This is a genomic window from Nocardia sp. NBC_01388 (assembly GCF_045040085.1).
GTDB lineage: Bacteria > Actinomycetota > Actinomycetes > Mycobacteriales > Mycobacteriaceae > Nocardia.
The window spans coordinates 7,414,529-7,441,047 of sequence record NZ_CP109553.1 but is presented as its reverse complement, the minus strand read 5'-3'; the positions used below and the strand labels follow the sequence as shown (position 1 = coordinate 7,441,047).

Here is a 26,519-nt window from a genome sequence, read left to right as displayed (position 1 = left end):
TGGGCTGAGGCTAGCGAGAACCGGCACGCGACTCGCCGGTGACGCACAAATTCTGCGGGCGTCACCGGCGGGTTGCGGCTAGTCGGGGATGATGCGGACTTCTTCGGGTGCCTCATCCGTCCGGTCGGCGGCGGTGGTGAACCAGTGGGTTACTTCACCCTCGTCGAGGTCGGTGGCGAGGTCCTCGGTCGGGAGGACCGAGAGGGCGCCGGCGGTGGCGGAGGTGAGGAATTCGTCTACGGCGGGCAGGCCCGCTGTCGCGGTGGTGAACGTCGTCGATTCGTAGTCGATTTCGTGATCGGCGCGCAGGGCGGTGGCGCGGTCGAGGGCTTCGGTCTGGGTGAGGGTGGCCCAGGCGCCGGTGGGGGCGCGGTAGACGAAGGCCGGATCGGATTCGGCGAGGGGGCGGACCCGGTCGGTGTAGGTGACCGGGTGCGCGGGGCGAGCGATCAGATCGGCTTGGACCTTGGGGTCGGAGGGGACCAGCCAGCGGACCGAACTGGCCGCCGGTTCCTTGGCTATGCCGAAGTTGGCGCCCGCCGCGAGGATATCGCCGAAGGACATGCCGTCGGCGAACAGCGCTGCGGCGCCGGACTTCTGGATGGCCCACACCGCGACCACCGCATCGACCGAGCGCGGCAGCGCGACGGCGACAATGTCACCGGGGCCCGCCCCGCGGTCGATGAGCAGTCGCGCCAGCTGGGACGAGCGGCGGTCGAGGACGTGGTACGCGGTCTCCTGGCCGTCCCGCAGGAGAGCGGGGGCCTGCGGATCCTCTTCCACCACTTCGGCCAGCACATTGGCCACGGTGCGCGCACCGACCCGAGCCGGTTCCACCGCGGAATCCGGTGCGGCGACCGCACTTTCGGCGAGGATGCGAGCGCGCTCGGTCTCATCGAGGATATCGATGTCACCGACCAGCGCCGAAGGCTCGCCCAGCAGCGAGTCCAGCACCCGGTTCAACCGCGCCGCAAGGGTTTCGACCTCGTCGGCGGTGAAGCGAGTATCGAGATACCGCATGGAGATCTCGATGGTCTCGCTGGCCATGACCACCAGCGTCATCGGGTAGTGGGTGTCGTCGTTCATGCCGACACCGTTCACCGACATACCGTCGATGGAGCTGGCCGCGGCGATCGCGTCCTTGTCCACCGGATAGGACTCGAACACCACGAGAGTGTCGAATTCCGCTCCGGCACCGGCCAATTGCTGAATCTCGGTCAACCCGATGTAGTGGTGATCCAGCAGATCCGCCTGCTCGACCTGCACCCGCTCCAGCATGCCGCCGAGGGTGAGGCGATCATCGATGCGAATCCGCACGGGCACCGTATTGATGAACAGACCCACCATGGATTCCACGCCCGCCAGATCGGCCGGACGTCCGGAGACGGTGGCGCCGAACACCACATCGCCACGCCCGGTGAGGCGTCCGATGAGAATGGCCCACGCCGTCTGCACCAGCGTATTGACGGTGACGCTGAGTTCCGCGGCCCGCTTGCTGAGCTGACGGGTGCGTTCGGCATCGACCTCGAGGACGTGCCGCCCGATCTCGTACTGCTCGTCGGCACGGCCAGCGGGTGCGAGCTGGGTCGGCTCGGACACACCGGTGAGCGCACGGGTCCACGCCCGCAACGATTCCTGACGATCCCGCCCGGCCAGCCAGGCCAGGTAGTTCCGGTAGGACGCCACCCGCGGCAGCGCGGACAGATCCCCGCGCACCGCGTACAGCACCAGCAGATCGCGCATGAGCAGCGGCATGGACCAGCCGTCCACCAGAATGTGGTGGGTGGTGATCACAAGGTTCCACTGATCATCCGCGGTGCGGAACAGCGTGAACCGCATGAGCGGCGCGGCCGCCAGATCGAAGTGCTCGGCGCGATCGGCGTCGATCAGCTCCCGCATCCGCGAAACGCGTTCCGCCTCCGGCATATCGGTGAGATCGACAATCCGCCACGGCGCCTCGACCCGATCCATCACGACCTGATGCGCCTGACCCGCGGCATCGGTGACGAACGCCGTCCGCAGGCTCGGGTACCGGTCGACGATGGCCTGTGCGGCCGCGTGCAGCCGCTCGGTATCGACAACACCGTTCAGATCCAGGACCGCCTGCATGGTGTAGACGTCCACGGCCTGCCGGCTCTGCGACATCATGGCCTGGAACAGCAGACCGGACTGCAGCGGCGAGAGCGGCCACACCTCGGTCATGGCCGGATAGGTCCGCTCCCAGCCTTCGATATCGCTCTGAGTCACCTTGACCAGCGCCATATCCGACGGTGTGAAGCCACCGGCGTCGGGCCGCCTGGCATGCTCGGCCAGCGCCGTCAGCGCCGCCACGAACAGATCGGCGAACTCCTGCACCCGCTCGCGGGTCAGCAGTCCGGTCGGGAAGGCGAAGGCCGCGCCCAGCTGCGGGCCGTCCTCGCCGTCGGTGACGATGGCATTGATATCGAGGGTGGCATTGGCGGGCATGTCCAGATCCATCTCCGCGTCCAGCTGCCCGAGGTCGGCCACCGGCACCCAGCCCAGCTCCGAAAGCTGTTCGGGCACTTCACCGGTGGATACGCGACCCAGGTAGTTGAAGCTGATCTGGCCGACACTGCGCAGCTGCGGCGCCGTCTCCGGGTTCAGATAGCGCAGCAGACCGTAGCCGAGGCCCTTATCGGGCACGGCGAGCAGCTGCTCCTTCACCGATTTCACAATGTCGCCCAGGGCATTTCCACCCGCGAAGGCGTCATCGAGATCGGCCCCGGCCAGATCCAACCGCACCGGATAGGCACTGGTGAACCAGCCGACGGTGCGCGAAAGATCCGCGCCCGCGACAACTTCCTCTTCACGGCCGTGACCCTCGAGCTTGATCAGCGCGGCATCATTGCCGTTGCCACGCCAGCGCGCGACCGCCATGGCCAGCGCCGACAGCAGACCGTCATTGACGCCACCCCGGTACCGGCCCGGAATCGAGGTGAGCACCGCATCGGTGACCGCGGCGGGCACGGTGACCTCGACGCGTTCGACGGTGGCGAAGGTATCCACCGCCGCATCGAACTCGCGAGCCCCCAGCAGCGGATCCGCGGTCTCCACCACGCCCTGCCAGAACGACAGTTCCGCAACACGTTCCGGCGCGACGGCCGCATCGACGAGGGCGTGCGCCCAGCGCCGCATGGAGGTGCCGTTGGCGGGCAGCGCGACCGGCTGATCGAACGCCAGCTGCGACCACGCCACCGCGAGGTCCGGAATCAGAATGCGCCAGGAGACGCCGTCGACCACGAAGTGGTGCGCGGCGACGAGCAGCACATCCGGCCGGCCCGCGCCGAACGCGAACCAGACGAACTGCATCATGGAGGCCTGCGCCGGGTCGAGACGGCCCAGGGCCGCATCGAGCTCGGCACTGGCCACCTTGGACAGCTCGGCATCGGCGATATCGGCGGCGACCTCGACGCGGTGCACCAGCGCATCCACATCGACGCCACCGCGCGGCAACGCCTCGAATTCCCAACCGGCGCTCTCACTGCCGCGCAGGCGCGACCGCAGCATATCGTGGTGGTCGAAGACCGCCGCGAGCGTGCCGACCAGCAGCTTGCGATCGATGCCGTCGGGCAGGCGCAGCGCCATGGACTGCGAGAACCGCTGGTAGGTAGAGCCGCTCGACAGAATCGCCGTCATGATCGGCGTCAGCGGAATATCGCCGACCCCGCCGCCGGGCAGTTCCGCCAGTCGCTCCTGCTCGTTGTCCCCGCCCAGCACAGCGACTTCGGCCAGTCCGGCCACACTGCGCTTCTCGAAGACCTCACGAGGTGTGAACAGGATGCCGCGTGCCTTGGCCCGCGACACCAGCTGGATCGAGAGAATGGAGTCGCCGCCGAGCGCGAAGAACGAATCGTCCGCGCCGACCTGATCCACACCCAGGACCTCGGCGAACACCTCGGCGATCAGGGCCTCGATATCGCTGACCGGAGCCCGGAATTCGCGCGGTGCGAGCACCGGTTCCGGCAGTGCGCGCCGGTCCAGCTTGCCCGCCGGGGTCAGCGGAATCTGGTCCAGCACCGTAATGGCGGTCGGCACCATGTATTCCGGCAACCGCGCCGCGGCATGCTCGGTCAGCGCCGCGATATCGATGACCGCACCGTCGACCGGCCGCACATAGGCCGCCAGCATGGTGGTGCCGATATCGGTCTTGTGCCCGACCGTGACCGCGAAGTCCACACTCTCGTGCGACATGAGCGCCGCGTCGATCTCGCCCAGTTCGATACGGAAACCGCGCACCTTGACCTGGAAGTCATTGCGGCCCACGTACTCCACCACGGCGCTGCCCTTGGCGTCGCGACGCCAGCGCACCACGTCACCGGTGCGGTACAGACGCTGACCCGGCTCACCGTACGGATCGGCGACAAACCGCTCCGAGGTCAGACCCGGCCGGGCGTGGTAGCCCCGCGCCAGCTGCAGACCGGCCACGTACAGCTCACCCGCGACACCCTCGGACACCGGGTGCAGGCGTGCGTCCAGCACCATGGCCCGCATACCGCGCACCGGACCACCGATGACAACGGTGTCCCCGGGCGCCAGCGCCGCACTGATATTGGTGGCGATGGTGGCCTCGGTCGGACCGTAGGCATTGTGGAAGCGCCGCGGCCCGGCCGGATTCACCGACCACTTGGCGACGAGGTCCGCCGAGACGGCCTCGCCACCGGCGATGATGACCTCCATGCTCGCCAGCTGCGAGGGCTCCAGCGAGGCCAGCACCGACGGCGTGATGAGGCCGACCGTGACCCGCTCGCGGGCGATCAGTTCACCCAGCTCGTCGCCACCGTAGGTACCCGGCGGGACCACCACCAGCGTGCCGCCCGCGCCGAGCGCCAGCAGCAGCTCGAGCACCGAGGCGTCGAAGGACGGCGACGCGAATGCCAGTGCGCGCGAGGTGGAGTCGAGGCGATAGCGCTCGACCTGTTCGCGGCTGAAGTTGGCCAGACCCGCATGGGTCACGACAACGCCCTTGGGCAGACCCGTCGAACCCGAGGTGTAGATGACGTACGCCGCATGCGCGGGCCGGATCGGGGCCCACCGCTCGGCATCGGTGACCGCCCCGGGCGAATGCGATTCGATCTCCGCGATGACCAGCGGGTCGTCGAGCGAGATCCACCCGGCCAGGCTGACCACCGGCGGCAGCGCCGCCAGCTCGTCGCTGAGCGTAAGACCCAGTACCGCACCGGAATCGGAGATCATGTGCGCAATGCGATCGGCCGGGTAGGCCGGATCGACCGGTACGAACGCCGCACCCGACTTGGCCACGGCCCACACCGCGAGCACCGATTCGAACGAGCGCGGAATGGCCACGGCCACCCGCACATCCGGTCCGGCGCCCCGCTCGATGAGCATGCGCGCCAGGCGGGAGGAGGCCGCGTCGAGTTCGGCGTAACCGAGCACCTGACCGTCGAAGACCACGGCCTCGCCGACCGGGTTGGCGGCCACCGCATTGCCCATGATCTCGGGCAGGGTCAGCGGCTGCACGGCCGGTCCGCCATTGCGCGACAGCAGATCCGCGCGCTCGGCGGCCGACAGCAGTTGCAGATCGCCGACCGGCAGCTGCGGCCGCGCGGTGATCTGCTCCAGCAGCCTGGTGAAGCGCTGTGCGAAGCGTTCGACGGTGGCGTCGTCGAACAGGTCACGGGCGAAGGCGAATTCGGCGTACATGCCCTCGCCGGCCGCGCCCGCCTCGGTAATCGTCAGCGACAGATCGAATTTGGCCGTCTCGTTCTCGAAATCGACGGCGGCGACCCGCAATCCGGGCAGCTCGAAGGTGCTGTCCGGCAGGTTCTCGAACGACAGCACCACCTGGAACAGCGGGTGGCGCGCGGTCGAGCGCTCCGGATTGATGACCTCGACAAGCCGCTCGAACGGAATATCCGCGTGTGCGAAGGCCTGCAGATCCGCATCCTTGGCGCGCGCCAGCAGCTGCGCGAAGGTCAGGTCCGCGTCCACCTCGGTGCGCAGCACCAGGGTATTGACGAACATGCCGATCACATTGTCGAGTTCGGCCTCGCCGCGACCCGCGATCGGGGTGCCGATGGCGATGTCCTCGGTGCCCGACAGGCGCGAGAGGAATACCGCCAGCGCGGCGTGCACCACCATGAACATGGTCGCGCCCTGTTCGCGGGCAATGCTCTGCAGGCCGCGATGCAGTCCGGCCCCGATGGGGAAGTGCACCTTGCCGCCGCGGAAGGACTGCGCGTTCGGCCGCGGACGGTCGGACGGCAGATTGAGCTCATCGGGCAGATCCGCCAGCGCGGTGCGCCAGTAGTCGGCCTGCGCGGAGATGAGGCTCTCGGGATCCTGTTCGGAACCGAGCACCGCCCGCTGCCAGATCGAGTAGTCGGCGTACTGCACCGGCATCGGCGCCCAGCCCGGCGTGACGCCATTGGCGCGCGCCGCGTAGGCGATCATCACATCGCGGGTGAGCGGGCCCATGGACCAGCCGTCCGCGCTGATGTGGTGCGCCACGAACACCAGGACGTGCTCGATGACCGGCTCGGCCGGGACCGGAGTCCGGACCATGCCCAGGGCGACGGCCGCATGTGCGCCGACGGCCCGCAGGGTGGCGGCCTCGAAGGCGTCCGCCACGTCCAGGAACGCGGCCTCGTGCGCACCGAGCGACTCCGCGACAGCGGGTGTCTCGACGCGGAACAGCTTGGCGCGCAACGGCACCTCCGCCGTCACATCGAAGCCGGTGGAGATGAGCTCGGCGATCCGGTCACGCACCGATTCAGCGGTCACCGTGATCGGCGTCAGATCCGGAATCGCCTGTGCGGCGGTCACGATCACCTGGGTGGCGGCGCCGTCTGCCTGCGGGTAGATGGTCCGCAGCGTCTCGTGGCGGCCGATCACATCGGCGACGGCCTGCTGCAGCGCATCCGTATCCAGTTCGCCGGTGAGGCGGACGGCGACCGGAATGTTGTAGGCCGCCGAGGTGATGTCGAACTGGTTGAGGAACCACATGCGCTGCTGTGCCAGCGACAGCGGCACCGAGGCCGGGCGCTCCTGCGCGACCAGCGGACGGCGATCACCGGAACCGGCGTGCAGTTCCAGCTTGATGGCCAATCCGGCGACCGTGGAGGCCTCGAACAGGGTCCGGACCGGAACCCGGCTGTCCAGCGCCGCGCCGAGGCGAGCGGCGACCTGCGTTGCCAGCAGCGAGTTTCCGCCGAGGGCGAAGAAATCGTCGTCCGCACCGACCCGTTCGGCGCCGAGCACCTCGGTGAACACGCCCGCCACGATCTCTTCGATCGGGGTGGACGGCGCGCGGAAGGCCTGGGTCTCGAACTCGGGTTCCGGCAGCGCCTTGCGATCCAGCTTGCCGTTGACGTTCAGCGGCAGTGCATCGAGCACCACGAACGCCGACGGCACCATGTACGACGGCAGCGCCGCCGACAGGACCGACTTCGCCTGTGTCACTTCCACGCTCGCGGCGAGATCGGACGGCACCAGGTAGGCGACCAGGCGGTCACCGGTGCGCTGATCGGACTTGGCCAGCACCGCGACCTGCGCGATCTCCGGCATGGCCAACAGCGCCGCTTCGATCTCACCGAGCTCGATACGGAAACCCCGGATCTTCACCTGGAAGTCCGTGCGACCCCGATATTCGAGCTCACCATTCGCCGCCCAAGCGACAAGGTCACCGGTGCGATACATACGCTCACCATTGCCGAACGGGTTGGCCACGAAGCGATCCGCAGTCAGATCCGCACGACCGAAGTAACCGCGCGCCAACTGCGCACCCGCCAGATACAGCTCACCCGAAACACCGGCGGCAACCGGGTGCAGGCGCGAATCGAGCACGTAGACCTGGCTGTTCCACTCGGGCAGACCGATGGACACCGAACCCTGATCGGCATCGGTCACCAAGTGCGAGGTGATGGACACCGCCGCCTCGGTCGGGCCGTACAGATTGAACAGCTGCGCGGACGCATTGGCCTTACGGAAGCGCTGCGCGACCGTCGCGGGCAACGCCTCACCGATAGCCAGCACCCGCCGCAACGAACTCGTCAGCACGCCACCGGATTCGGTCAGCAGCGCGTCCAACATCGACGGCACCACATGCAACGTGGTGACCAGCTCACGAGCCATCAACTCGTTCAAGTACGCCGGATCACGATGACCATCCGCCGAAGCGATGACCAGGCGACCACCGCAGACAACGGCCGACCAGAACTCCCAGACCGAAAGGTCGAAGGTCGCTGCGGTCTTGAGTAGCACCGCGTCATCGACACCGAGACCGAATTCAGCGGTCTTCCACTGCAACTGATTCGCCACCGCAGCATGCGGCAGCGCCACACCCTTCGGACGACCCGTCGAACCGGACGTGAAGATGATGTACGCGGTATGCGACGGCAGCAACGGCGAAACCCGCTCGGCATCGGTAATCGCGTGGACCGCAACCGATTCCAGCTGCAGCTGATCGAGGCGCACCAGCGGCGCGGCCTCGGTACTGAAGCGGGCCTCGGCATTGGTGAGCACACACACCGGGGCGGCGGTCTCGAGAATGTAATCCGTGCGCTCGGCAGGCTGATCCGGATCCACCGGCACATACGCACCACCGGCAACCGACACCGCGTACATCGCGACAACCAGATCGACCGAACGCCGCAGCGCCAGCGCGACCCGCGACTCCGGGCCGACACCGATCGAGATCAGATGCCGGGCAAGACGATTCACCCGGTTGCCGAGCTCGGCATAGGTGAGAACTTCACCATCGGGCCCGATCAGCGCGACCGCGGTCGGAATGGCCGACACGGTGGCGTTCAGCAGCGATACCAGGGTCGCGGCCGAATCCGTCTCGTGCACAGTCGCATTGCGAGCGCTCAGCAGATCGGTGCGCTCGGCCGCGGCCAGCAGCTCGATATCGCCCACCGCCGTATGCGGTGCGGCGGTGATCGCACCGAGCAGTCGCACGAAACGATCGACGAAGCCCTGCACGGTCGCGTGATCGAACAGATCGGTGGCGTAGGTGAACAGACCGGTGATACCCACCGGTGTGCCCGCCTCTTCGTACCGGTCGGTGGCGATCAGATGCAGATCGAACTGCGAGATCTGCGTATCGATATCCAGACCCGAGACGGTCAGCCCCGGCAGTTCGAGAGTGGACTGCGCCAGGTTCTGGAACGACAGACCCACCTGGAACAGCGGATGCCGCGCCGTGGAACGCACCGGATTGAGCACCTCGACCAGACGCTCGAACGGCACGTCGGCATTCGCGAACGCCTGGATGTCGGTCTCACGCTGGCGGGCCAGCAGCTGGGTGAACGCGGCATCGGTGTCGACCCGGGTGCGGAACACCAGGGTATTGACGAACATGCCGATGAGGTCGTCGAGCACGGCCTCACCGCGACCGGCCATCGGGGTGCCGATGGCGATGTCGGCGGTGCCGGACAGGCGGGCCAGCAGTACCGCGAGCGCGGTGTGCACGACCATGAACAGCGTCGCACCCTCGGCCCGGGCCAGATCGACCAGCGCACGGTGCATTTCAGCATCGATGCGCAGTTCGACCTTGCCGCCGGCGAAGGACTGCACCGCCGGGCGCGGACGATCGGACGGCAGATCCAGCTGATCCGGCAGCTCGGCCAGCGCCGACTTCCAGTAGGCGACCTGCTTGGTCGACAGCGATTCCGGATCGTCCTCGCTGCCCAGCAGATCGCGCTGCCAGATGGAGTAGTCGGCGTACTGCACCGCGAGCTTGGACCAGCCCGGACGCTGCCCGATGGAGCGGGCGGCGTAGGCCATCATCAGATCGCGGGTCAGCGGGCCGACCGAGGAGCCGTCACCGGAGATGTGGTGAATCGCCAGGGCCAGAACGTACTCGGTGGATTCGTCATCGCCGATGCGGAACAGCGCCACCTTCAGCGGCACCTCGGTGGTGACGTCGAAGACCGTGGAGGTCAAGGCCACCACGGCGGCGGCGACCTCGTCGGCGCCGACGGTGCGCACCTCGAGCTCGGGCACGGCCTGTGCGGCCGACAGGATGACCTGCACCGGACCGGTCTCGGTCTGCGGGTACACAGTCCGCAGAATCTCGTGGCGGGCAACAACATCCACAATCGCGGCGCGCAGCGCGTCCACGTCGAGGGCGCCGGACAGGCGCACCGCCACCGGCACGTTGTAGGCCGCCGACTGATTGTCGAAGCGGTTGAGGAACCACATGCGCTGCTGCGCCAGCGACAGCGGAATGCTGTCGGGGCGCGGCCCGGCGGTGAGCGCCTTGCGGCCGCCCGCACCGGCATCGTGCTCCACCCGCGCCGCCAGGGCGGAGACGGTGGTCGCCTCGAACATCAGGCGCACCGGCACCCGGGTGTTGAGCGCCTCGCCGAGGCGGGCCGCGACCTGGGTGGCCAGCAGTGAGTTACCGCCCCAGGCGAAGAAGTCGTCATCGAGACCGATGCGACCACCCTCGATGTGCAGCACGTCCGCGAACACGCCGGCCACGATCTGCTCGATCGGGGTGACGGGTGCGCGGAAGACCGCCTTCTCGAAGCTGGGCGCGGGCAGCGCCTTCCGATCGAGCTTGCCATTGGCGTTCAGCGGCAGCGCGTCGATCTGCATGAAGACCGACGGCACCATGTACGACGGCAGCTCCGCCGACAGCGCGGATTGCATTGCCTGCTTGTCGATTTCGCCGCCGGCGGGAGCGACGGGCCCGGAGGCGGCAGCCTGCGTAGCCATGGAGGGACCCGCGGACGCCGCATTGGGCACAGCGGCGACGACGTAGGCGACGAGGCGGTCACCGAGCGCCGGATCCTGGTGTGCGACAACGGCAGCGGAGGCGATGGCCGACTGGCGCAGCAGCGCCGATTCGATATCGCCGAGCTCGATGCGGAAGCCGCGGATCTTCACCTGGAAGTCGGTGCGGCCCCGGTACTCCAGCTCACCGGCCGCATTCCAGGCCACCAGGTCACCGGTGCGGTACATACGAGCACCGCCGGTACCGAACGGGTTCGCCACGAACCGATCCGAGGTCAGATCGGCGCGGCCGTAGTAACCGCGCGCCAGCTGCGCACCGGCCAGGTAGAGCTCACCGGACACGCCCACCGGCACCGGCCGCAGGCGCGAATCCAGTACGTACACCTGGCTGTTCCACTCGGGCGAACCGATGGATACCGACATCTCGTCGGCATCGGTCACCCGGTGGCTGGTGATCGAGACCGCGGCCTCGGTCGGGCCGTACAGGTTGAACAGCTCGGTACGCGGCCGCTCGGCACGGACCCGCTGTGCCAGCGGGCCGGGCAACGCCTCACCGATGGCGAGAATGCGCCACAGCGAATCCGGCAGGCCGTCGGCCAGCAGTGCGTCCAGCATGGACGGCACCACATGCAGCGTGGTCACCCATTCCCGGGCGATGAGCTCGTTCAGGTACGCCGGATCCCGATGCCCGTGCGGCTGCGCGATGACCAGGCGGCCACCGCAGGCGGCGGCGGACCAGAATTCCCACACCGAGAGGTCGAAGGTCGCGGCGGTCTTGAGCAGCACCGCATCGGCCGGATCGAGGCCGAATTCGGTGGTCTTCCACAGCAACTGGTTGACCACGGCGCCGTGCGGCAGCGCCACACCCTTCGGTCGACCGGTAGAACCGGACGTGAAGATGATGTACGCCGTATTGGCGGCCGTCAGCTCCCGCACCCGCTCGGCGGCGGTGATCGGCTTATCGGAGTGACCCGACAGATCGAGCTCGTCGATAGCCAGCACCTCGATCGCGCCGATACCGGCGGCGTCGTCACCCTCGGCAGCGATGGCGAACCCGTCACGGCTGGTGGTGAGCACGCAGGCGGGCGCGGCGATGTCGAGAATGTAGTTGGTGCGGTCGGCCGGCTGATCCGGATCGATCGGCACATACGCCGCACCGGACTTGGCAATGGCGTACATGGCGACGACCAGGTCCGCGGAGCGCCGGATGGCAAGGCCCACACGGTCTTCCGCGCCGATGCCGCGGGCGATGAGCTCGCGGGCCAGGCGGTTGACCCGCACGTCGAGCTCACGGTAGGTCAGCGTTTCGACCCCGTCGGCGGTGTCCGCCACCAGGGCGACGGCCTTCGGGTCGGCGGCGACGGCGGCGTCGAGCAGCGTGACCAGGGTGGCGGTCGCGCCGTCCGGGAACACCTCGGCGACATCCTGTGCGGTGTTGTTCCACTGCAGCAGGATTCGGTCGTTCTCCGCGGCGTCGAGAATATCGATCTCGCCGACCGTGGCGGTGGCGTCCTCGAGGACGGCATCGAGCACCCGCAGGAACCGGTCGGCGAATCCGCGCACGGTGGATTCGTCGAACAGGTCGGTGGCATAACCGAATTCGGTGAGGATCTCGGCCGGCGCACCGTCATCGGTGTACCGGTCGTAGAGCGTCACATGCAGATCGGTCTTGGCCAGCTGCGATTCGAACTGCACCGCGCTGACGTGCAGGCCCGGCAGTTCGAAGGCGGTCTCGGCCAGGTTCTGGAACGAAAGACCCACCTGGAACAGCGGATTGCGCGCATTGGAGCGCACCGGGTTGAGCACCTCGACCAGGCGCTCGAACGGCACCTCACCATTGGCGAAGGCTTCCAGATCGCGTTCGCGCACCTCGGCGAGCACATCGGCGAAGGTCACCGCGCGATCGATGCGGGTGCGGAACACCAGCGTGTTCACGAACATGCCGATGAGATCGTCGAGTTCGCGCTCACCACGGCCCGCGATCGGGGTGCCGACGGCAATATCGTCACTGCCGGACAGGCGCGAGAGCAGTACCGCCAGCGCCGCGTGCACCACCATGAACAGCGACGCGTTATTGGCGCGCGCCAACTCGTGCAGCCTGGCGTGCCGTCCGGCGTCGATATCGAAGCGCAGCGCCTTGCCGTGGAACGACTGCGCGGGCGGGCGCGGCCGATCGGTCGGCAGTTCCAGCTGATCGGGCAGTTCGGCGAGCGCCCGGGTCCAGTAGCCGACCTGCTGTGCGGCAAGCGATTCCGGATCCTCTTCCGAACCCAGCACCGTGCGCTGCCACAGCGCGTAGTCGCCGTACTGCACCGGCAGCGGAGCCCACTGCGGGGCTTCGCCATTGGCGCGCGCCACATAGGCGGCCATGACATCGCGCGCCATCGGGCCCATGGAGGAACCGTCGGCGGAGACGTGATGGATGGTGAAGGCCAGCACATGCTCTTCGGTATCGCTGTCGCTGATGCGGAACAGCTTCACCGCGAGCGGCACCTCGACGGTGACGTCGAAGGTGGTCATGGCGAATTCGATGACCTTGCCCAGCAGATCGCCCTCGGCGACCGCCTCGGGAATCAGCGACAGATCGGTCTGCGTCGCGGGCAGGATGACCTGGTGCGGGCCGTCGGCCGAACGCGGGTAGACGGTGCGCAGCACCTCGTGCCGGTTGATCACATCGCCGATGGCCAGCTTCATGGCGGTGAGATCGAGCGCACCGATGAGCCGCACCGCGAGCGGAATGTTGTCCACCGCTGAGGTACTGGTGTCGAACTGGTTCAGGAACCAGTAGCGCTGCTGCGCCGGGGAGAGCGGCAGATTGTCCGGACGCTCACCGGCGACCAGGCGCGGACGGGCCCGGCCGGAACCGGCGGCCCGCTCCACCCGGGCGGCCAGCGCCGCCACCGTGGAGGCTTCGAACAGATCGCGCACGGCCAGCTGGATGTCCAGGGCCGCGCCGAGGCGCGCGGTCACCTGGGTGGCGATGAGCGAGTTGCCGCCGAGCTCGAAGAAGTCGTCGTCGACACCGACGCGGCCGACGCCGAGCACATCGGAGAAGGTGCCGGCCACGATCTCTTCGATCGGGGTGGACGGGGCCCGGAAGACCTTGGCCTCGAAGACCGGCGCGGGCAGCTTCTTGCGATCGAGCTTGCCGGAGGCATTGAGCGGGAAGGCCTCCAGCACCACGAAGGCGTTCGGCACCATATAGCCGGGCAGGGCATCGCCGAGTTCGGCGCGCACGCCCTCCACGTCCACCGCCAGACCCGCGGCGGCGATGACATAGGCGACGAGCTGATCGCCGAGACGATCGTCGCTGCGCACCACGACCACCGACTGGGCAATGGAGTCGACGGCGGTGAGGGCGGCTTCGATCTCGCCGAGCTCGATGCGCAGACCGCGCAGCTTCACCTGGAAGTCGGTGCGGCCCAGGTATTCCAGCTCGCCCGCACCGGTCCACTTCACCAGGTCACCGGTGCGGTACATGCGCGTGGCGTGGTGGAACGGATCGGCGACGAAGCGGTCGGCGGTCAGTTCCGGACGTGCGACATAGCCGCGCGCCAGCTGGACGCCCGCGAGGTACAGCTCACCCGCGACACCCGGCGCGACCGGGTGCAGGCGCGCATCCAGCACGTAGACACGGGTATTGAAGACCGGGCGGCCGATCGGCACCGAGACGGTGTCGGCCGCCGTCACCTCGTGATAGGTGACGTCGACGGCGGCTTCGGTCGGGCCGTACAGGTTGTGCAGTTGCGCGCCGGTCAGCTCGCGCAGCTTCTGCGCGGTGGGGGCGGGCAGCGCCTCACCGGAGGCGAACACCTGGCGCAGCTGTATTTTCTGCCTACGCTCCGCTCCGGCGGGGTGCTGTATTTTCTGCCTACGCTCCGCTCCGGCGGGGTGTGGGGGTTCTGCGGCCGCGTCGAGAGCAGCGACGAAAACCGACAGCATGGACGGCACGAAGTGCGCTGTCGTGACGTCGTACTCGGCGATGAGATCGGCCAGGTAGGCCGGATCGCGGTGGCCGTCCGGCTTGGCGACGACCAGCTGCGCACCGACCTGCAAGGGCCAGAAGAACTCCCAGACCGAGACGTCGAACGTCGCCGGGGTCTTCTGCAGGATCACATCGTCGTCGAACAGCCCGTACTCGGTCTGCATCCAGACCAGGCGGTTGACGATGGCGGCATGGGTGACCGCCACCCCCTTCGGGCGCCCGGTCGAGCCGGAGGTGAAGATCACGTACGCGGTATGCGATTCCCGCAGCGGCGCAGTGCGATCCGCGTCGGTGATCGGTGCGTCCGAGTACTCCGACAGGTCGATCTCGTCGATACGCAGTGTGCGCGTACCGGATTCGAAACCGTCGCGGGTGGTGGTGAGCACGCACACCGGCTGGGCGGTGCCGAGCACATACCCGTTGCGCTCCTCCGGATGATCCGGATCCAGCGGTACGTACGCGCCACCGGCGGCGATGACGGCGTACATGCCGATCACCAGATCGAGCGAACGGCGCATGCCCAGGGCGACAAACGAATCCGGTCCGACACCCTCGGCGATCAGGTGCCGCGCCAGCTGATTCACCCGGGCGGCGAACTCACCGTAGGAGAGGGCTGTCCCCTCGAACACCACGGCGGTGGCCTTGGGTGTCTGCGCCGCCTGGGCGGCGAACATGGACGCCAGGGTGACGTCGGCGTCGGACTTGCGACCGGCCAGGGCCACCCGGGTCACGTCGTATTCGGTGGCGTTCCAGGACCGCAGCACCTTGCGGCGCTCGGCATCGTCGAGCACCTCGATATCGCCGACCAGCGTGCTCGGCTCCGCGACCACGGCGCTCAGCGTGCGCACCAGGCGAGCCGCGAAGGCGGCAATGGTGGAGGCGTCGAAAATATCGGTGGCGTAGGCGAATTCGGCGGTCATACCGTCGATGACGCCGTCCGCGCCGAGCCGCTCGGTCAGGTTGAGGTGCAGGTCGAACTTGGCGGTGACCACGTCCAGGGGCACGCCCGCCACTTCCAGACCCGGCAGCGTGAAGCTGGCTTCGCCGGTGTTCTGGAACGACAGCATGACCTGGAACAGCGGATGCCGGGCCTGCGAGCGGGCCGGGTTGAGAATCTCCACCAGGCGCTCGAACGGCAGATCGGCATGGCCGAAGGCCGACAGGTCGGTGTCCTTGGTACGGGCGAGCAGTTCGGTGAACTTCTCCCCCGACTCGATCGGCGTCCGCAGCACCAGGGTGTTGACGAACATGCCGATGGCATCGTCGAGCGCGGCCTCACCACGGCCGGCGACCGCGGTACCGATGGCGATATCGTCGCCGCCGGACAGGCGGGCCAGCAGTGCCGCGAAGGCCGCGTGCACCACCATGAACAGGCTCGCGCCGTGCTCACGGGCGAGGTTGTCCAGTCCGTTCAGCAGTTCGGCGTCGACCGAGAACTCGTGCACGCCACCGCGGTTGGAGGCCACGGCGGGGCGCGGGCGATCCGACGGCAGGTCGATCTGGTCCGGCAGACCGGCCAGCGCATCCGACCAGTAGCCGACCTGCTGGGAGATCAGCGAGGCGGAATCCTCTTCCGAACCCAGGGTCTCGCGCTGCCACAGTGCGAAGTCGGCGTACTGCACCGGCAGCGGAGTCCACTGCGGCACGGCACCGTTCGCGCGGGAGGCGTAGGCGAGCATGACGTCGCGGGCCAGCGGACGCACCGACCAGCCGTCACCGGAGATGTGGTGCACCACGAAAACCAGGACGTGCGCGGGCTGCTGGGCGTCTTCGACCTGGAACAGTCCGGCGCGCACCGGGGGCGCGACGGTGACGTCGAAGCCGGTGAGCACCAGTTCGGCAATGCGTTCGCGCAGTTCGGATTCGGTGACCGCGATGGAAGCGAGGCCGTTACCCGCGACGGCCGGGAGGGCCGAAGCGCCCTCGGCCTCGCCCGATTCGGCGTTGCCGGTCTCCTCCGCGGTGGTCGCATCGCTACGCAGCAGGGTGTCGAGGCGAACCTGGTCGGCGGGCAGGATGACCTGCACGCCACGGCCTTCGATGTTCTCCGGGTAGACGGTGCGCAGCACCTCGTGCCGCTCCAGCACATCGCCGACGGCGTCCAGCAGCGCATCCACGTCGAGGTCGCCGGTGAGGCGGACCGCGAGCGGGATGTTGTTCACAGCCGAAGCCGTGTCGAAACGGTTCAGGAACCACATACGCTGCTGCGCCAACGACAGCGGAACCTCGTCCGGACGCTCCTGCGCCACCAGTTCACGGCGACTGCCGGTGCCCGCCTGCGCCTGCACACGGGCCGCCAAAGCCGCCACGGTCGGGGCATCGAACAACATACGCACAGGCACACGAGTGTCGAGAGCAGCACCGAGTCGAGCGACAACCTGAGTCGCGATGAGCGAGTTGCCGCCCAGCTCGAAGAAGTCGTCCTCCGCACCGACGGACTGCTCGAGACCGAGCACCTCGGAGAAGACCGCGGCGACGATCTCCTCGGCATGAGTGGCCGGAGCACGGAACTCGCGAGCAGCGAACTCCGGCTCAGGTAGCGCACGACGGTCGAGCTTGCCATTCGCATTGAGCGGGAACGCATCCATGGTCACGAACGCCGCCGGAACCATGTACGACGGCAGCTGCTCCGACAGGTGCGCACGCAAGGCGTCCACATCCACCGAGGCAACAGACGGGACCACATAGCCGACCAGCTGATCACCGGTGCGAGCGTCCGAACGCAAGACAACAACCGCCTGCGCGACCGAACCATGCACGGTCAGCGCCGACTCGATCTCGCCCAGCTCGATCCGCAGACCACGCAACTTCACCTGGAAATCGGTGCGCCCCAAGTACTCCAGCTCACCGCCGGCGGTCCACACCACCAGGTCACCGGTGCGATACATCCGCTCACCCGGCGTGAACGGGTTCGCCACAAACCGATCCGAACTCAGATCCGCCCGCGCCACATAACCACGCGCCAACTGCACACCCGCGAGGTACAGCTCACCCGCCATACCCGGCGCCACCGGGTGCAGACGCGAATCCAACACGTAGACCTGGGTATTGAAGACCGGACGACCGATCGGCACCGTCTCGATATCAGCATCCACAACCTGGTGATAGGTCACATCGACCGCGGCCTCGGTCGGACCGTACAGATTGTGCAGCGCCGCACCGGTCACCGCACGCAACTGCTGCGCGGTGGTCGCCGGCAACGCTTCACCGGAAGCGAACACCAGACGCAGGCTCGTGCACTGGGCCGCAGTCGGCTCGGCCACGAACACGGCAAGCATCGACGGCACGAAGTGCGTGGTCGTGACACCCTCCGCGGCAATGACCTCCGCCAGGTACACCGGGTCACCATGGCCGTCGGGCTTGGCCACAACCAGGCGCGCGCCGATCTGCAAGGGCCAGAAGAACTCCCAGACGGACACATCGAACGTGGCCGGAGTCTTCTGCAGCACCACATCTTCGGCGGTCAGCCCGTACTCGGACTGCATCCACACCAAGCGGTTGACGATGGCTTGGTGAGTGACGGCCACACCCTTCGGGCGACCGGTCGAACCCGACGTGAAGATGACGTACGCGATATTCGACGACCGCAGCGGCGCACGACGATCCGCATCCGTCAGCGGCGCATCCGAGTACGCCGACAGCTCGAGCGCATCCACCGCGAGCACCGAGACACCCTCGTGGGTGAACCCGTCGCGCTCGGTGGTCAGCACGCACACCGGATCGGCGGTATCGAGCACATACGCAATACGATCAGCAGGCTGATCCGGATCCAGCGGCACGTACGCGCCACCGGCCTCCAGCACCGCGTACATGGCGATCACCAGGTCCAGCGACCGGCGAATGCCCAGTGCCACCAGGCTGTCCGGGCCGACTCCGGCTTCGATCAGCTTGCGCGCCAACTGGTGTACGCGCCCGGCGAACTCGCCGTACGAGAGCTCTGCTCGTGCCTCGCCGCGCTCGGGTGTCCCCTCGAACGAGAGAGCGGTGGCGTCCGGAGTACGCGCGGCCTGCGCCTCGAACAGCGCGACCAGCGTATTCGCGGCATCGCCGGTCCAGGCGACTCGCATTATGTCGCCACGGGCCTTATCGGCATCTTCCGACTGAATGGCGTCGGCCCGGTCGGCGAGCACGTCGCCGACTCGGAAACCGGTGCGGTTCCAGGTGGAGGTGACCAGGGACCGCTCGGCATTGTCGAGCAGGTCGATATCGCCGACCGCGCGATCCGGCTGTGCCGTTATGGCTTCCAGCAAGCGGCCGAAGCGCTTGGCGAAACGCGCCATGGTCGCGTTGTCGAACAGGTCGGTGGCGTAGATGAGTTCGGCGGTGATGCCGGACGGAGTGCCGCCGAACCCGTTGCCGGACACATTGTGTGCGGCGTTCTGTTCGGTGAGCACCAGTTGCAGATCGAACTTGGCGGTGTCGAGCGGCAGATCGACGCCGCTGACGGTCAGGCCGGGCAGCTCCAGTTCGGCCGGGCCGGTGTTCTGGAACGACAGCATGACCTGGAACAGCGGATGCCGGGCCTGCGAACGGGCCGGATTGAGGATCTCCACCAGACGCTCGAACGGCAGGTCGGAGTGACCGAAGGCCGCGATATCGGTGGCGCGCACCGATTCCAGCAGTGCGTTGAAGCCCGCGCCGCTGTCGATCGGGGTGCGCAGCACGAGGGTATTGACGAACATGCCGATGAGGTCGTCGAGCGCGCGCTCACCACGACCGGCCACCGGGGTGCCGATCGCGATATCCGATTCCCCGGACAGGCGCGCGAGCAGGGTGGCGAGTGCCGCGTGCGCCACCATGAACAGTGTGGCGCCGCGACGGCGGGCCAGCTCCAGCAGCTTGCCGTGCACCTCGGCGTCGATGGTGAAGACGTGTGTGCCACCGCGGCCGGAGGCGACCGCCGGGCGCGGCCGGTCGGACGGCAGCTCCAGCTGATCCGGCAGCCCGCGCAGCGTCCGGTCCCAGTACGAGATCTGCTGTGCGATCACCGATTCCGCATCGGCCTCGTCGCCGAGGACCGCGCGCTGCCACAGTGCGTAGTCGGCGTACTGCACTTCCAGTGGCCGCCAGGCGGGTTCGCCGCCCTCGACCCGAGCGCCGTAGGCGGTCATGACATCCCGGGTGAGCGGGCCCATGGAGAACCCGTCGGCGGAGATGTGGTGCACCACCAGCGCGAGAACATGCTCGGTGGGGCTGACCTCGAACAGGCGGGCCCGGAACGGCACATCGACGGTGACGTCGAAGCCGGTCCGCACCAGCTCCGAAAGGGCCTGCGGCAGTTCGGCTTCGGTGACGTCCACCGGGGTCAGATCGGGGATGACCTGGCCGGTGGGGACGATCTCCTGGTACGCGGTCCCGCCGACCTCCGGGTAGCGGGTGCGCAGTGATTCGTGGCGCGCCAGCACATCGGCGACGGCGATCTGCAGGGCCTGGCGATCCACCAGACCCGAAAGCCGCACGGCCGCGGGGATATTGTCCACAGCCGATTCGGGATCGAACCGGTTGAGGAACCACATGCGCTGCTGTGCCAGCGACAGCGGGAGCCGGTCGGGGCGCTCCTGTGCGGTCAGGGCCTGACGCGCACCCGCACCGGAGTGCGATTCACCGCGCGCCGCCAGTGCGGCGACGCTGGAGGCCTCGAAGATCTCGCGCACACCCAGCTGGGTGTCCAGCGCGACGGACAGGCGTGCCGCCACCTGGGTGGCGATGAGCGAATTGCCGCCGAGCGCGAAGAAGTCATCGTCCAGGCCGACCTGGTCCAGGCCGAGAACCTCGGCGAAGATGCCCGCCACGATCTGCTCGATCGGGGTGGTCGGGGCGCGGAAGACCGCGGCCTCGAAGACCGGAGCGGGCAGGGCGCGGCGGTCCAGCTTGCCGGAGGCATTGAGCGGGAACTCGTCGAGCACCATGACCACCGACGGGACCATGTACGCGGGCAGCCGCTCGGCGAGCTCGGCCCGCGCGGACTCGATCTCCACGGTGCGACCGGGGGCGGCGACGACATACGCGACGAGCTGATCGCCGGTGTGCTGATCACCGCGCACCACGACCACCGACTGCGCGACCGAACCCAGTGCGGTGAGCTCGGCTTCGATCTCACCGAGCTCGATGCGCAGACCGCGCAGCTTCACCTGGAAGTCGGTGCGGCCGAGGTATTCGATCTCGCCGCCGGCATTCCAGACGACGAGGTCGCCGGTGCGGTACATGCGCTCGGACGCGCCGAACGGGTTGGCCACGAAGCGATCCGAGGTCAGATCCACCCGGGACACATAGCCGGTGGCCAGCTGATCGCCCGCGAGGTAGAGCTCACCCGCGACACCCACCGGAACCGGGCGCAGGCGCGAATCCAGCACGTAGACCTGGGTATTGAAGACCGGGCGGCCGATCGGCACCGTATCGACGTCGAGGGCGGTCACATGGTGGTACGTGACGTCGACGGCGGCCTCGGTCGGGCCGTACAGGTTGTGCAGCTCGGCGCCGGTGATCTCGCGCAGGCGATGGGAGGGCTTGGGCGAGAGCGCTTCACCGGAGGCGAAGACCATGCGCAGGCTGGTGCACTGCACGGCCGCGGCTTCGGCGACGAAGACCGCGAGCATGGACGGCACGAAGTGCGTGACCGTCACACCCTCGCGGGCAATGAGTTCCGCCAGGTAGGCCGGATCGCGGTGACCGTCGGGCTTGGCGACGACCAGCTTCGCGCCGATCTGCAAGGGCCAGAAGAACTCCCACACCGACACGTCGAAGGTGGCCGGAGTCTTCTGCAGCACGATGTCTTCGGTGGTCAGCCCGTACTCGGACTGCATCCACACCAGGCGATTCACGATCGCCGAATGCGGTACGGCCACACCCTTGGGGCGACCGGTCGAACCCGAGGTGAAGATGACGTACGCGGTATTCGATTCCCGCAGCGGCGCAATGCGTTCCGCGTCGGAGATCGGCGCGGCCGAGTAGCTGGACAGCTCCAGCAGATCGATGCGAACCTGCGCGGTGTCCACGGGCAGATCCGCGCCCGAGGTCAGCACGGTCACCGGATCGGCGGTGGCCAGAATGTATTCGGTGCGCTCGGCCGGGTGCTCCGGGTCCAGCGGCACATACGCGCCACCGGCCGCGGCGACGGCGTACATGCCGACCACCAGATCGATGGAACGCCGCATACCCAGCGCCACAAAGGATTCGGCTCCCACGCCGCGTTCGATGAGCCAGCGCGCCAGCCGGTGCACCCGCTCGGCGAGCTCACCGTAGGTCAGCTCTGCCCGTGCCTCGCCGCGCTCGGGTGTCCCCTCGAAAGTGAGAGCTGTCGCGTCGGGAGTACGCGCGGCCTGCGCCTCGAACAGCGCGACCAGCGTGGCTGCCGCATCGCCCGAGACGGTCCGCACCACGCTGCGCGGCGCGACGGCGGCAGAGCCACTCCCCGCGACGACGTCGGCGGTGGCCACCTCGTCATCGATCAGTGTTCCGTCGGTGAGCACGGCAAGCACCGTGTCCACGTCATAGCCGGTGTCGTTCCACTCGGTGACCACGAGCTCGCGCTCGGCGGCTTCGAGCAGTTCGATATCGCCTACTGCCGCAGCGGGTTCGGTGGTGATGGCGGTCAGCACGCGCACCAAGCGGTCGGCGATGTGCCGCACCGAATGCTCGTCGAACAGGTCGCGCAGGTAGCCGGCGCGAATGCGCAGGCGGCTGTCGAGCTGGGCGATGAGGGTGAGCGGGTAGTGGGTGGCGTCGGCGGCCTCGAGGTCGGTGACGCCCATGCCGTCGATATCGGCGGCCTGTGCCCGAATGCCGTCGGCGTCGACCGGGTAGGACTCGAACACCACCAGGGTATCGAAGAGTCCGCCGATGCGCGCGGCCGATTGGATGTCGGCGAGGCCGATGTAGTGGTGATCCAGCAGGTCCGCCTGCTCGCCCTGGGTGCGAGTGAGCAGCGACTGCGCCGATTCGGCCGGATCGAAGGCGACCCGCACCGGCACGGTATTGATGAACAGGCCGACCATGGATTCGACGCCGGACAGCTGGGCCGGGCGGCCGGAGACCGTGGTGCCGAACAGCACGTCCTCACGACCGGTGAGGCGGCCGAGCAGAATGCCCCACGCCACCTGCAGCACGGTATTGGGCGTGACGCCGAGGTCGGCGGCGACGCCGGTCAGGCGGGCGGTCGCCGCCTCGTCCAGCTCGAAGAAGTACTCGCCGGACAGTGCGGTGATCTCGTGGCTCGGGTCCGGTCGGGTGAGCAGGGTCGGCTCGGAGACCCCGCGCAGCGAGGTCTTCCAGGCCTCCAGCGACGCCGTACGGTCCTGCTGCGCAACCCATTCCAGGAAGTAGCGGTAGGAGCGCACCGGCGGCAGCACGCTGGTATCGGAGTGCGTCGCGTACAGCACCAGCAGGTCCTGCATGAGCAGCGGCATGGACCAGCCGTCGAGCAGGATGTGATGATTGGCCACGGCCAGCTGCCAGCGATCGGCGGCCACCTGCACCAGGGTGTAGCGAATGAGCGGCGGCTCGGTCAGGTCGAACCGCTGGACGCGATCGGCCTCGAGAATATAGCTCGCATCACCCGTCTGCGTGCGGTCGTACTGCGACCAGGCCACGTGGATACCGTCGAGGACCAGCTGCACCGGAACGCCATTGGCGTCGGAAACATATGCGGTGCGCAGGATTTCGTGCCGCTCCAGCAGCGCCTGCGCGGCGGCGCGCAGGCGATCGGCATCCACCCGGCCGGTGAGGGTGAGCACCGCCTGCGCGGTGTACACATCCACCGAGGTGGCGGCCAGCTGCGCGTGGAAGAGCAAACCGGACTGCAGCGCCGAGAGCGGCCACACCTGGTCAACTCCGCCGAAACGCTGTTCCCAGCCGTCGATATCACCCTGGGTGATATTCACCAGCCCGAAGTCGGACGGGGTGTGCCCGCCCGCCTCGGCCGATTCGGCATGGTGCGCAACGGCTTCCAGCGCAGTGGTCCACAGTGCGCCGAATTCGGCGACCGCGGCGGCGTCGAGCAGGGTGCTCGGGTAACCGATATTGGCGGTCAGCCTGTCGCCGGTCACGATGGCATTGATATCGATCGGCGCCATGGCGGGCATATCGGCGTCGTACGCACCGCCCAGATCGCCCAGGTCCGCCGCGGGAATCCAGCCGAAACCGCGTAGCGCCTCGGGCACATCGCCCTCGTTCACGCGGCCCAGATAGTTGAAGCTGACCTGGCCGGGCTGCTGCTTGGGCAGCTGATCGGCGGTGGCCTGGTTCACATAGCGCAGCAGGCCGTAGCCGAGGCCCTTGTCCGGCACCGCGAGCAACTGCTCCTTGACCGCCTTGATGGCGTGACCCATGGCAGGTCCGCCGGTGAGCGCGGCATTCACATCGAGCTGCGAGAGATCGAAGCGGACCGGGAAGATGGCGGTGAACCAGCCGACGGTGCGCGAGAGATCCGCGCCGGGCACGACCTCTTCCTCACGCCCGTGGCCTTCGAGTCGGACCAGGGCGGACTTCTCCCCGGCAATCCCCCGGTCCGAGCGCCACTTCGCGACAGCGAGTGCCAGCGCGGTCAGGAGACCGTCATTGACGCCGCCGTGGAAGAGCGCGGGCACGGTGGTGAGCAGCGATTTGGTGACCTCGGCCGAGACCTCGACCCGGTGCACCTCGATCACGGCGGTGACATCCACCGCCGGGTCCAAGGGCCGCTCGGTGAGCAGCGGATCCGGACCGTCGACGACACCTCGCCAGAAGTCGAGTTCGGCGACCCGCTCCGGGGTTGCCGCCGCACGCTCGAGAGCGTGCGCCCAGGTGCGCATGCTGGTCGCGGGGGCGACCAGTTCGGGAGTCTGACCGGCGGAGAGCTGACCCCAGGCGGTGACGAAGTCCGGCACCAGGATTCGCCAGGTGACACCGTCGACCACGAGGTGATGTGCGGCCACGATGAGGCGACCGGCGCGAGAGGCGGTGTCCGATGCACGGCTCGCCGCGGCAGGCTCCAGCCAGACGAACCGAATCACCACGCCCGCTATGGGATCGAGCTTATCGAGCGTGGCATCCAGTGCGGCCGAGGCGATTTCGAGGAATTCCTCGGGACCGACGGCCGGATCGAACTCGGTGCGGTCGATAAGCGCGTCCACGTCGATGGCGCCGGCGGCGGCCGTCTCCACGACCGGATCCGCACCCGGCACCCGCCGCAGGCGCGCCCGCAACATGTCGTGGCGGTCGATGACCGCGCCGACCGTGGCGGCGATACCCGCACGGTCGATGCCGATCGGCAGTTCCAGCGCCATGGTCTGGTTGAACCGCCCGATGCCGCCCGGCCGTTCGACCATGAACCGCACCACGGGGGTGAGCGGCATGACGCCGACTCCCCCACCGGGCAGTTCGGTCAGCTGCGGTGTCGAATCACCCTGTCCGTCAGCGGTTTGCGCGACAGCTGCCAGCCCCGAGACAGTCCGCTGCTCGAAGACGTCACGCGGGCTGAAGATGATGCCGCGCGCCTTGGCCCGCGATACCAGCTGGATGGAGACGATGGAATCGCCGCCCAGCGCGAAGAACGAATCGTCGATGCCGACCCGCTCCAGGCCGAGCACCTCGGCGAAGACCTCGGCAATGGTGTGCTCCACCGTATTGCGCGCGGCCCGGAACACCACCTCGGTGGCGAAGACCGGTTCGGGCAGCGCCCGGCGGTCCAGCTTGCCGACCGGGGTCAGCGGGACGCGGTCGATGATCATCACCGAGGACGGCACCATGTACGCGGGCAATTGCTGCTCGACGTGCGTGGTGACGGCGGCGATATCCACCGAATGACCCGGCGTGGCAACCACGTACGACACCAGCGAGACAGCGCCGGCGGCATTCTTGTGGCCGACGGTGACGGCGAAGTCGACACTCTCGTGCGAGGCGAGGGCCGCATCGATCTCACCGAGCTCGATGCGGAAACCACGCACCTTGACCTGGAAGTCGGAGCGGCCGACGTACTCGACCTCACCGGTGCGGGTCCAGCGGACCACGTCACCGGTGCGGTACATGCGCTGACCCGAGACATACGGGTTGGCGACGAAGCGGTCCGTGGTCAGACCCGGACGCGCGTGGTAGCCGCGGGCCAGCTGAATGCCCGACAGGTAGAGCTCACCCGCGACACCCACCGGAACAGGGCGCAGGCGGTTGTCGAGAATCAGCGACTGCATGCCACGGATCGGACCACCGATGGTGACCAGATCACCCGGGACCAGCGGATCACTGATATTGGTCATGATGGTGGTCTCGGTCGGACCGTAACCATTGTGGAAGGCGCGAATCGTGCCGTCCGGCCCGGTCCCCTCGCCAATGGGAATCGCCCACTTGGCGACCAGATCGGCCGGGACCGCCTCACCACCGGCGACGAGGACGCGCAGGGAGTCCAGGCCGCTCGGATCGAAGGTGGCCAGCGCGGCCGGGGTGATGAAAGCGTGCGTGACGCCCTCGGAGCGGATCAGCTCGGAAAGCTCGTCACCGCCGTACACACCCGGCGGGACCACTACGAGGGTGCCGCCCGCGCCGATGGCCAGCAGGAATTCCAGGATGGACGCGTCGAAGGACGGCGAGGCGAAATGCAGTGCGCGCGAGCGGGAATCGAGGCGGTAGCGCTCGATCTGCTCGGCGCTGAAGTTGGCCAGGCCGGCGTGCGTGACCACCACGCCCTTGGGGACGCCGGTGGAGCCGGAGGTGTAGATGACGTACGCCGGATGCTCCGGCCGCAGCGGGCGCACCCGATCGGTGTCGGCAATCGCGGTGTCCGCGAAGGTGTTCAGGTCGAGCTCGTCCAGGACCAGCCACTCCACCGATTCCGGCAGATCGGCGC

Annotated in this window: 1 protein-coding gene (cut by a window edge); it reads right to left on the bottom strand. The window is 68.1% G+C overall.

Going from position 1 to position 26,519, the window contains the following annotated elements; all coding sequences use genetic code 11:
* Positions 1-78: 78 nt before the first annotated feature.
* Positions 79-26,519: the 3' portion of a non-ribosomal peptide synthase/polyketide synthase gene (locus tag OG716_RS35155; RefSeq protein WP_405134630.1), read on the bottom strand. 18,499 nt of this gene lie beyond the right edge of the window; the window shows 26,441 of its 44,940 coding nt (coding positions 18,500-44,940); its start codon lies off the right edge, out of view — the gene reads right to left on this strand; its stop codon occupies positions 79-81.